Source organism: Actinophytocola sp. (genome assembly GCF_036402745.1).
Taxonomy (GTDB): Bacteria; Actinomycetota; Actinomycetes; order Mycobacteriales; family Pseudonocardiaceae; genus Actinophytocola.
Genome location: NZ_DASWSJ010000235.1, coordinates 1 through 10,010, shown reverse-complemented (window position 1 = coordinate 10,010; position 10,010 = coordinate 1). Strand labels below are relative to the sequence as shown.

Here is a 10,010-nt window from a genome sequence, read left to right as displayed (position 1 = left end):
CCTCGTCGTAGCCGGGCGCGGTATTCAAGAACGGCAAGCTCATCGAACGACCCGACGAATCGGAGGGTGCCGCGAGTCGGCCGTCGGTGATCGGCCCAGCGATGGACTCTCGCGCAGAGACGCGAACTCGACTTAACCCTCGGCGGCGAGCTGCCCGCACGCCGCGGCGATCTCCTGGCCGCGGGTGTCACGCACCGTGCAGGCGACGCCGCCCTCGTTGACGCGGCGCACGAACTCCCGTTCCACCGGCTTCGGCGCCGCGTCCCACTCCGAGCCCGGCGTCGGATTCAACGGAATCACGTTCACATGCACCAGCTGCTTCAGATGCTTGCGCAACCGCTTCGCCAACAGGTCAGCGCGCCATGGCTGGTCGTTCACGTCCCGAATGAGTGCGTACTCGATCGACACCCGACGACCCGACACGTCCGCGTAATACCGCGCCGCCTCCAACACCTCGTCCACCGACCACCGCGTGTTCACCGGCACCAACGTGTCCCGCAGCTCGTCATCCGGAGTGTGCAGCGAGACCGCCAACCGAACCTGCAGCTTCTCGTCCGCCAACTTCCGGATCGCCGGCGCCAGACCCACCGTGGACACCGTCACCGAACGCTGCGAGATGCCCAAACCCGACGGCGCCGGCTCGGTGATCCGCCGGACCGCCTCGACCACGCGCTTGTAGTTGGCCAGCGGCTCGCCCATGCCCATGAACACGATGTTCGACAGGCGGCCGGGCTCACCCAGGTCGCCGTCGCGGATGGCGGCCGCGGCGGCGCGGACCTGGTCGACGATCTCCGCCGTGGACAGGTTGCGCTGGAGGCCGCCCTGGCCCGTGGCGCAGAAGGGGCACGCCATGCCGCAGCCGGCCTGGCTCGAGACGCACAGCGTCACCCTGTCGGGGTAGCGCATCAGCACGCTCTCGAGCAGCGTGCCGTCGTGCGCCCGCCACAAGGTCTTGCGGGTCGCGTCGTCGTCGCAGCTGATGTGGCGGACCGGGGTGAGCAGCGGGGGCAGCAAGGTCTCCGCCAGCCGGCCCCGGCTCGCGGCCGGGATGTCGGTCATCAGGTCCGGGTCGGCCGTGAGGCGCGCGAAGTAGTGGTGCGACAGCTGGTTGGCACGGAACGGCTTCTCCCCCAGCTCAGCGACCGCCGCGCGCCGCTCATCGGCGGACATGTCGGCGAGGTGGCGGGGCGGGAGGCCGCGGCGGGGTGCGTCGAAGACGAGGGGAAGTGCGGTCATGGCTCCGCCATTGTCCCACGACGCCAGTTGGGGAATGACGTTGCATCGCGATACGTTCCGATATATCGTAAACATATCGCGATACCACGCGATGACTACAGGGAGGAACTGATCATGCGTCCATCATTCGGACACAGAGAACATCACCATCACCGCGGGCGGCCGGACTTCGGCGGCCCGCAAGAGGCCTTCGGGCACGAGGGGTTCGGGCCGTTCGCCCCACCGCAGGCTCACGGGCCGTTCCCGCCGCCGCCACCGCAACCACCGTTCGGACCGTGGCCGGGTATGCCTGGCATGCCGGGTTTCCCCGGGTTCCCGGGCGGACCGGGCGGCCGGCGCGGCGGGGGTCGGCGACGCGGGCACGCGGGTGGCCGGCGCAGCAGGCGCGGCGACGTCCGGGCGGCGATCCTCGCCCTGCTCGCGGACCGGCCGATGCACGGCTACGAGATGATCCAGGAGATCACCGAGCGCAGCGGCCAGGTCTGGCGCCCGAGCCCCGGCTCGGTCTACCCGACGCTGCAGCTGCTCGCCGACGAGGGCCTCATCGTCAGCACCGAGGGCAGCGGCGGCAAGCGTCGCTACGAGCTCACCGAGGAAGGCCGCGCGGTTGCTGAGAAGCACGCCGTCGCGCCACCCTGGGACGAGATCGCGCAGGACGTCGACCCGCAGGACGTGAGCCTGCGCAACTCGATCGGCCAGCTCATGGGCGCCACCATGCAGGTCGCGCACGCGGCCTCGGAGAGCCAGAAGCAGCGCGCGATCGAGGTGCTCAACGAGGCCCGGCGCGAGGTCTACGCCATCCTCGGCGAGGTCGAGCCGCCCGCGGCCGCCGCCGACGAGGACGACGACGAGGACTGATCACGGGATGAGCAACCCGGTCGGCTTGCGCCGGTGCAACACCCGGTAGCCGACCGGCAGGCTCAGGTCCGCCACCTCGGCGATCGCCCGCGCCGCCACCTTCGCGGAGAACTCGATACGCAGCACCGCCGCCAGGTCGTCGCGGTCGGCGAACCGCCAGACCGTCTCGACCTGGCGGCTCGAGAACCCCTGCCGGTCGAAGAACGCGTCGATCTCGGCGGTGTCGTAGCCCGGCATGTCCGCGCGCATCCACTCGCCGTACGGCCGGTGCCGCACGTCCAGGTCGACGATCAGCAGCGAGCCGCCGGGGCGCAGCACCCGATCGGCCTCGGCGAGCCCCGGCTCGCAGCCGGGGCCGAAGAAGTACGCGGTCCGCGCGTGCACCACGTCCACGCTCACGTCCGGCAGCGGCAGCCGCTGCGCCGAGCCGGCCAGCACCTCGACGGTGGGCAGCTCGGCGACCCGGGCGTGCGCGCGGCGGACCAGCGGCGGGTGCGGCTCGACGCCGACGACCCGGCGCGCGGCGGCGGCGAAGCGAGGCAGGTGGAAGCCGTCGCCGCAGCCGATGTCGGCCACGTCCTGGCCGGTCCAGTCGACGAGCTCGGCGAGCACCCGCCAGACGTCGCCGTCCGCGTCCTGCGCCTGGTTCTCGATCTCGTAGAGGTCCGGCCAGTGCCAGATGTTCGGGCTGGGCAACGTGTCGGCCCCGCGCCGCACCGCGGCCAGGCGCTCCCGCGCGCGCGACACCATTCCCACACTCACCAGCAAACCAGGCTCAGTGCGGCACGAACAGGCGCAACAGCAGCCAGGACACGACCGCGGACGGCAGCAGCGAGTCGAGCCGGTCCATCAGACCGCCGTGCCCGGGCAGCAGATGGCCCATGTCCTTGATCTTGAGGTCGCGCTTGATCAGCGACTCGACGAGGTCGCCGATGGTGGCCGTGCACACCAGCGCGGCGCCGAACAACGCGCCCTGCCACCACTGCCCGTCGAGCATCAGCGTCATCGTGAGGATGCCGGCGGCGATGCCGGCGGTCATCGACCCCGCGAAGCCCTCCCAGGACTTCTTCGGGCTGATGACCTTGGCCATCGGGTGCTTGCCGAACAGCACGCCCGCGATGAAGCCGCCGGTGTCCGAGCTGACCACGAGGATCATGAAGCACAACACGCGGAACACGCCGTCCTCGGGCACCACGAGCATCGCCGCGAACGACGCCAGCAGCGGGACGTACGCGGCCGACAGCACCGACGCGCCGAGGTCACGCACGTAGCCCTCGATGCCGCCGCGGAAACGCCACACCATGCACGCCAGGACGGTGAGCACGAACGCGGCGAGCAGGCCGTTGCGGCCGAACGGCCAGGACAGCCACACCATCGCCTGCCCGCCGATGAGCACCGGCGGCAGCGTGACCCGGATGTCCGCGCCCCGCTTGAGCGCGCCGGCCAGCTCGATCGTGCCGATGGCCACGGCCACCGCGACGACGCCGACGAAGATCTGCCGCACGGTGAGCAGCGAGACGAGGACCGCCGCACCGAGCACGACGCCCACCGCGATCGAGACCGGCACGTTGCGCCCCGCGCGTGACGAAGGCGCCGCGGTGCTACCGGTGGTCACGCGGCTCTCCTCGGTCGGCTCGGGCTGCTCGGCGGCCGCACCGGCCACGTCACTCGTCCTGTCGCTGGTCACTGGGCGAGCTTCTCAGACCTCCAGGAGCTCGGTTTCCTTGTGCTTGACCAGCTCCTCGACCTGCGTGACGTACTTGTCGGTGACGTGCTGGAGCTCTTTCTCCGCGCGGCTGACGTCGTCCTCGCCGGCCTCGCCTTCCTTGGCGATCCGGTGCAGCTCCTCGTTGGCCTTGCGCCGCACGTTGCGGATGGAGACCTTGGCGTCCTCGCCCTTGCCCTTGGCCACCTTGACCATCTCCCGGCGGCGCTCCTCGGACAGCTGCGGGATGATCACGCGGATGATCGTGCCGTCGTTGGACGGGTTGACCCCCAGGTCGGAGTCGCGGATCGCGCGGTCGATCGCGTTCAGCTGGCTCACGTCGTAGGGCTTGACGATCGCCATCCGCGCCTCCGGGATGGAGATACCGGCCAGCTGGTTCAACGGCGTCGGCGAGCCGTAGTAGTCGACGACGATGCGCGAGAACATCCCCGGCGTCGCCCGGCCGGTGCGGACCGTGCCAAGGTCCTCCTTGGCCACGGACACGGCCTTTTCCATCTTCTCCTCGGCGTCGAGGAGTGTCTCGTCGATCAAAGCTGCTCCTGTTGTTGTCTCCCCGGCCGCTGTCAGGGAGTGCTGACGACGGTGCCGATCCTCTCACCACGCACGGCGCGCGCGATGTTCCCCTCGACCAACAGATTGAAGACGATGATCGGCATGTTGTTGTCCATGCAGAGGCTGAACGCCGTCGCGTCGGCGACCGCCAGGCCCCGCTCGAGCACCTCGCGGTGGGTGATGTGCTCGAACTTCTTGGCGTCCGGTGTCTTCTTGGGGTCGGCGGTGTAGACGCCGTCGACCGACTTGGCCATCAGCACCACCTCGCAGCCGATCTCGAGCGCGCGCTGGGCGGCCGCGGTGTCGGTGGAGAAGTAGGGCATGCCGACGCCGCCGGCGAAGATGACCACGCGGCCCTTCTCCAGGTGCCGCTCGGCGCGGCGGGGGATGTAGGGCTCGGCGACCTGGCCCATGGTGATCGCGGTCTGCACGCGGGTGTCGATGCCGAGCTTCTCCAGGAAGTCCTGCAGCGCCAGGCAGTTCATGACGGTGCCGAGCATGGCCATGTAGTCGGCCCGGTCGCGGTCCATGCCGCGCTGGGACAGCTCGGCGCCGCGGAAGAAGTTGCCGCCGCCGATCACCACGGACACCTGCACGCCGTCGCGGACGACCTCGGCGATCTGCCTGGCCACGGTCTGCACCACGTCGGGATCGACGCCCACCTCGCCGCCGCCGAACATCTCGCCGCCCAGCTTGAGCAGCACCCTGCGGAACCCGTGTCCACGGCCTTCCATCACGACGTCCTTCCCTCGCGTGCGCCTGGTTCGTGGGACTGACTACAGGACTGTGCCCCGCCCTCGGCAACTGCGAGGGCGGGGCACCGCCTGGGATTCGGGTTTCGGGATCAGGACTGGCCGATCTCGAAGCGGGCGAATCGGGTGACCGTCACGCCGGCCGCGTCGAGCAGCGCCTTGACGGTCTTCTTCGACTCCTGCACGGAGGACTGCTCGAGCAGCACGGTGTCCTTGTAGAAACCGTTGACCCGACCCTCGACGATCTTGGGCAGGGCCTGCGCGGGCTTGCCCTCCTCGCGAGCGGTCTCCTCGGCGATCCGCCGCTCGGTGGCGACGACGTCCTCGGGGATCTCGTCGCGGGTGACGTACCGCGGCTTCATCGCGGCGATCTGCATGGCCGCGCCGCGCGCCGCCTCCGCGTCGTCACCGGTGTACTCGACCAGGACGCCAACGGTCGGCGGCAGGTCGGGGTCGCGCCGGTGCAGGTACGTGGCGACCGGACCGTCGAACGCGACGACCCGGCGCAGCTCGAGCTTCTCGCCGATCTTGGCGGACAGCTCCTGCACGGCGTCGGCGACCGTCTTGCCGTCGAGGTCGGCCTTGGCCAGCGAGTCGGCATCGGCCGGCTTGACGACCTTGGCGACCTCGATGATCTGGTCGGCGAGACCCTGGAAGTCGGCGTTCTTGGCGACGAAGTCGGTCTCGCAGTTCAGCTCGACCATGACGCCGCCGTCGGACGCGACCAGGCCGTTGGCCGTGGTGCGCTCGGCGCGCTTGCCGACATCCTTGGCGCCCTTGATGCGCAGGATCTCGACCGCCTTGTCGAAGTCGCCGTCGGCCTCGTCAAGGGCCTTCTTGCAGGCCATCATGCCGGCGCCGGTGAGCTCACGGATCCGCTTGACGTCGGCCGTGGTGTAGTTCGCCATCGTGGCTCTATCCATCCTTCTTTCGGTATCTGCGCGCTTGGTTCAGGACTCGCTCGGCGCGTCAGCCGGCTTGGCCGGCGCCTCGGCACCGCCACCGGCGGGGGCGTTCTGTCCGACGAGCAGCTCCTGCTCCCACTCGGGCAGCGGCTCCTCGGCGGCGACGGCCGGCTTGTCCTCGCCGTCGGGCACACCGTTGCGCACACCGGCGCGGGCCATCAGCCCGGCGGCCGCGGCCTCGGCGACGACCTTGGTGAGCAGCGCGGCGGAGCGGATCGCGTCGTCGTTACCCGGGATCGGATAGTCGACCTCGTCCGGGTCGCAGTTGGTGTCGAGGATGGCGACGACCGGGATGTGGAGCTTGCGCGCCTCACCGACGGCGATGTGCTCCTTCTTGGTGTCCACGATCCACACCGCGCTGGGCACCTTGGCCATGTCGCGAATACCGCCGAGGGTGCGCTCCAGCTTGTCCTTCTCGCGGGTGAGCATCAGGATCTCTTTCTTGGTGCGACCCTGGAATCCACCCGTCTGCTCCATCGACTCGAGCTCCTTGAGGCGCTGGAGACGCTTGTGGACGGTGGAGAAGTTGGTGAGCATGCCGCCCAGCCAGCGCTGGTTGACGAAGGGCATCCCGACTCGCAGCGCCTCGTTGGCGATCGCTTCCTGGGCTTGCTTCTTGGTGCCCACGAAGAGGATCGAGCCACCGTGCGCGACGGTCTCCTTGATGAACTCGTACGCGCTTCCGATGTAGGACAGGGTCTGCTGGAGGTCGATGATGTAGATGCCGTTGCGCTCGGTGAGGATGTAGCGCTTCATCTTCGGGTTCCAGCGGCGGGTCTGGTGCCCGAAGTGCACACCGGAGTCGAGCAGCTGCTTCATGGTGACGACGGCCATGGCCTGGTTCGCACCTCTTCTGTCTGCGCGCCGGGTGTCCCCCTCGGCGCGATGTCGGTTGCCGCTTCCTCTGCGTGGTTGCGAGGTAGCCCTGGTACCCGTGCTGGCAGCCGGACCCGAAACAACTTCAGTAACGTCGTTATCTCAGGACCGCCGGATGCCGCTCGCCGTCGCTCTCGCAAAGGCAGGTGCACTGGCACGCGAAGTCGATCCGTGTTGCCACGGACCGCGATAGCAGTCTACGCGGTCGGGGTGTCGGCCTTCGACCTGGCCACCCCTAGTGCGGCCGGTTATCCACAACGCGTCCGGTTGTCCACAGATTCCTGGTCGCTCCCACCGGACGTCGGTGTCCCCGGGCACGGTTGATGGCATGACCACTCCCCCGTCTCCTTCCTCGTCTCCCGTCTCCTCTCCTTCCTCGTTCCGTGCCTCATTTCCGGCGTCGCCGCGGACTTTGCCGCGGACTTTGCCGCGGACCTCGTCCCGTGCCTCTTCCCGTGTCTCGCCTCGGGCCTCACCTCGGGCCTCGCCTCCGGTCCCCTATCCGGGTCTGTATCCCATTCCGTACCCGGCTCCGGCCCCTCGGCTGTCCACGCTGGTGCTCGCGCTGGTGTCGGGGTTCGCGTCGGTTGTTGCGCCGCCGCTGTTCGGAGTGACCTCGAGGCCGCCCTCGCCGGTCGTGGCCAACGTGTCCGCCGTACCTCCTGGCACCGCACCACCGGAATCGTTCCGGGCGTCCGGGCCGTCGGAGTCTGGGGCGTTGGCGCCCGGGCCATCGGCGTCGGCGGAGTCGGCCGTGGCGGGCGGTCCCGGGTCGAGCGGGGCGACGCCGCGGGCGGGACCGGCGGATCCCTCGTCGGCCGTGCGACCGAACGAGCCGGCCAGGCGGCAGCCGAACGCGCCCGCCGAGCGGTTCGGGTGGCCGCTGGCGCCACCGCATCCGGTGCTGCGGCAGTTCGAGGCGCCGTCGACCCCGTACGGCCCGGGGCATCGCGGAGTCGATCTCGGCGGCTCCGTCGGCGAGCCGGTGCTGGCCGCGGCCGCCGGCGTGGTGGTGTTCGCCGGCACGGTCGCGAGCCGGGGCGTGGTGTCGGTCGACCATCCGAACGGCCTGCGCACCACCTACGAGCCGCTGACCCCCGCGGTCACCGCCGGCCAGCGGGTGACGGCCGGCGCGGTGCTGGGCCACCTGCGCCCCGGCCATCCCGGCTGCGCGGGCGCCCCCGCTTGCCTGCACTGGGGCGTGCGGCGAGGCGAGGAGTACCTGGACCCGTTGGGGCTGATCGCCGCCGGCCGCGTGCGGCTGCTGCCGTGGGAGGAGGTGGGTTAAGGCCTGTCTCGTAGATCATCGTGTGAAGTCATGCACCGACCACCGGAACCTCAGGGGACCGTGACGGCAGCCAGCCACCACCCACCCCCGATACCCGCACCATTCGCCGGGACGCAACGCACACTGTCAATCCCTGGGAGGTGGGTTAGCGGTCAGACTTCGGTCTTCTCGAGCAGCTTGGCGCGCAGCCGCAGCACCGCCCTGGTGTGCAGTTGGCAGACCCGTGACTCGGTGACCCCGAGGACCCGGCCGATCTCGGCCAGGGTCAGGTTCTCGAAGTAGTACAGGGTCACCACCACGCGGTCCCGCTCGGTGAGGTGCGCGATGGCCTCGGCGAGCTGGCGGCGGTTGTCCTGGTCCACCAGCAGCGCGACGGGGTCGAGCGCCTCCGGGTCCTCGAGGATGTCGGCGAGCGGGGTGGACCCGCGCCCGGCGGCGGCGAGCTCGTCCAGTGCGACCACGCTGGTGAGCTGCAGCTGGGCGTAGACCTCGCTGAGCTCGGCGACGGACAGGCCCAGCTCGTCGGCCAGCTCGGCGTCGGTGGGTGTGCGGCGCAGCTGTGCGCCGAGGCGCTCGAGCGCGCGCTCGACCTCGCGGGCCCGGCCACGCACCGACCTCGGCACCCAGTCCTGGGCGCGCAGGTCGTCGAGGATCGCGCCGCGGATGCGCTGCATCGCGTACGTCTCGAACTTCAGGCCGCGCTCGGGCTCGAACTTCTCGATGGCGTCGACCAGACCGAAGATGCCCGACTGGATCAGGTCGGCCACCTCGACGTGCGCCGGCAGGCCCGTGCCGACCCGGCCGGCGACGTACTTGACCAGCGGCGCGTAATGCAGCACCAGCCGGTCACGCAGCCGCTGCTGGCGCCGCTCGCCGAAGCTGCGCCACAACGCGACGATGCCCGCCTCGACGTCGTCGAAGGTGCGCTGGTCGCCCGGCAGGACTCCGGCCGTCACGCCGACACCGAACGTCACGGTGTGCCCGTTCGTCGCCGCTGCCGGCGTGCCGGCGTGCGGCGGCCCCGGTTTCCCCAATCGTTCCCCTGAATCATTGGGAGCGGGGGTGGGCTCGGTCATGGATTGCCTTCAGCCGTTCGACGGTCACATGTGTGTATAGCTGGGTGGTGGCGAGCGTAGCGTGACCAAGAATTTCCTGGACGCTACGAAGATCCGCACCTCCTTCGAGCAAATGCGTCGCAGCAGAGTGACGCAGCCCATGTGGCCCCATGACGGGAGCACCCGGAACCGCACCCAGCGCTCCGTGCACGATACGTCGAACGCTCGCGGGTTGGAACCGGCCACCGCGCGCACCCAGCAGGAGCGCAGGTGGTGAGGTCGGCCGGGCAAGCGCTGGCCGGCCGTGCGCCAACCACTCCCGCACGGCTCGCTCGGCCGGCTCGCCGAACGGCACGGTCCGCTCCTTGCCACCCTTGCCGAAGACGACCACGACCCGCCTGCGGAGATCGACATCGCCCACGTCGAGGCCGCTCAGCTCGGACACCCGTACCCCGGTCGCGTACAGCAGTTCGAGCAGCGCGTGGTCACGCAGAGCTACCGCGTCCAGTTCCCGCGCGCCCGACTCGGACGCCTGCAGCAGGTCGCTCGCCTGGTCCTGCCGCAGCACCGACGGCAGCGTCCGGTGCGGCCGCGGCGAGGCCAGCCGCGCGCCGGGGTCCGTGGCCAGATGACCGCGGCGGTGCGCCCACGCGGTGAACGTGCGCACCGCCGCCGACCGCCGAGCCAACGTGGTGCGGCTGG

Annotated in this window: 11 protein-coding genes; 2 read left to right on the top strand and 9 right to left on the bottom strand. The window is 70.2% G+C overall.

Going from position 1 to position 10,010, the window contains the following annotated elements; genetic code table 11:
• Positions 1 to 132: 132 nt before the first annotated feature.
• Positions 133 to 1,236 carry a 23S rRNA (adenine(2503)-C(2))-methyltransferase RlmN gene (gene rlmN, locus VGD70_RS22340; RefSeq protein WP_331084375.1) on the bottom strand — a complete coding sequence of 368 codons (1,104 nt, stop codon included), beginning with the start codon at positions 1,234 to 1,236 and terminating at the stop codon, positions 133 to 135.
• Between the two features lie 285 nt (positions 1,237 to 1,521).
• On the opposite strand from rlmN, the gene VGD70_RS22335 reads away from it, so the two are divergent.
• Positions 1,522 to 2,094, top strand: a complete 573-nt coding sequence (locus VGD70_RS22335; RefSeq protein WP_331084373.1) for a PadR family transcriptional regulator — start codon at positions 1,522 to 1,524, stop codon at positions 2,092 to 2,094.
• On the opposite strand, the gene VGD70_RS22330 is transcribed toward VGD70_RS22335, so the two are convergent.
• The 6 genes from VGD70_RS22330 to rpsB form a co-directional block, all read right to left on the bottom strand.
• On the bottom strand, positions 2,095 to 2,856 hold the full coding sequence (locus VGD70_RS22330) for a class I SAM-dependent methyltransferase (protein WP_331084372.1): 762 nt from the start codon (positions 2,854 to 2,856) through the stop codon (positions 2,095 to 2,097).
• A gap of 13 nt (positions 2,857 to 2,869) precedes the next feature.
• Complete coding sequence (locus VGD70_RS22325; protein WP_414638026.1) at positions 2,870 to 3,781, bottom strand: phosphatidate cytidylyltransferase; 912 nt, start codon at positions 3,779 to 3,781, stop codon at positions 2,870 to 2,872.
• 12 nt (positions 3,782 to 3,793) lie between these two features.
• Positions 3,794 to 4,351: a ribosome recycling factor gene (gene frr / locus VGD70_RS22320; protein ID WP_331084370.1), complete on the bottom strand. Its 558-nt coding sequence runs from the start codon at positions 4,349 to 4,351 to the stop codon at positions 3,794 to 3,796.
• A 32-nt stretch (positions 4,352 to 4,383) separates the two neighbouring features.
• Complete coding sequence (gene pyrH / locus VGD70_RS22315; protein ID WP_331084368.1) at positions 4,384 to 5,106, bottom strand: UMP kinase; 723 nt, start codon at positions 5,104 to 5,106, stop codon at positions 4,384 to 4,386.
• Positions 5,107 to 5,216: 110 nt separating this feature from the next.
• On the bottom strand, positions 5,217 to 6,032 hold the full coding sequence (tsf, locus tag VGD70_RS22310) for a translation elongation factor Ts (RefSeq protein WP_331084377.1): 816 nt from the start codon (positions 6,030 to 6,032) through the stop codon (positions 5,217 to 5,219).
• 42 nt (positions 6,033 to 6,074) lie between these two features.
• The gene (gene rpsB / locus VGD70_RS22305) at positions 6,075 to 6,923 is read right to left on the bottom strand and encodes a 30S ribosomal protein S2 (protein ID WP_331084366.1); all 849 of its coding nucleotides are present in this window, start codon (positions 6,921 to 6,923) and stop codon (positions 6,075 to 6,077) included.
• An 862-nt stretch (positions 6,924 to 7,785) separates the two neighbouring features.
• Between rpsB and VGD70_RS22300 the strand changes: the two genes are divergently transcribed.
• Positions 7,786 to 8,253: a M23 family metallopeptidase gene (locus tag VGD70_RS22300; RefSeq protein ID WP_331084364.1), complete on the top strand. Its 468-nt coding sequence runs from the start codon at positions 7,786 to 7,788 to the stop codon at positions 8,251 to 8,253.
• Between the two features lie 152 nt (positions 8,254 to 8,405).
• Here the strand turns inward: VGD70_RS22300 and VGD70_RS22295 are convergent, their stop codons facing one another.
• Both VGD70_RS22295 and VGD70_RS22290 read right to left on the bottom strand, forming a co-directional pair.
• Positions 8,406 to 9,329: a FliA/WhiG family RNA polymerase sigma factor gene (locus VGD70_RS22295; RefSeq protein ID WP_331084362.1), complete on the bottom strand. Its 924-nt coding sequence runs from the start codon at positions 9,327 to 9,329 to the stop codon at positions 8,406 to 8,408.
• On the bottom strand, positions 9,301 to 10,010 hold a 710-nt coding region (locus VGD70_RS22290), incomplete at its 5' end, for a tyrosine-type recombinase/integrase (protein ID WP_331084360.1). The genes VGD70_RS22290 and VGD70_RS22295, both read right to left, overlap by 29 nt.

Bases quoted from the DNA above. Each gene is read 5' to 3' on its own strand.
- rlmN (WP_331084375.1), bottom strand. From the start codon at position 1,236: ATGACCGCACTTCCCCTCGTCTTCGACGCACCCCGCCGCGGCCTCCCG.
- VGD70_RS22335 (WP_331084373.1), top strand. From the start codon at position 1,522: ATGCCTGGCATGCCGGGTTTCCCCGGGTTCCCGGGCGGACCGGGCGGC.
- pyrH (WP_331084368.1), bottom strand. From the start codon at position 5,106: ATGGAAGGCCGTGGACACGGGTTCCGCAGGGTGCTGCTCAAGCTGGGC.
- tsf (WP_331084377.1), bottom strand. From the start codon at position 6,032: ATGGCGAACTACACCACGGCCGACGTCAAGCGGATCCGTGAGCTCACC.
- rpsB (WP_331084366.1), bottom strand. From the start codon at position 6,923: ATGGCCGTCGTCACCATGAAGCAGCTGCTCGACTCCGGTGTGCACTTC.
- VGD70_RS22295 (WP_331084362.1), bottom strand. From the start codon at position 9,329: ATGACCGAGCCCACCCCCGCTCCCAATGATTCAGGGGAACGATTGGGG.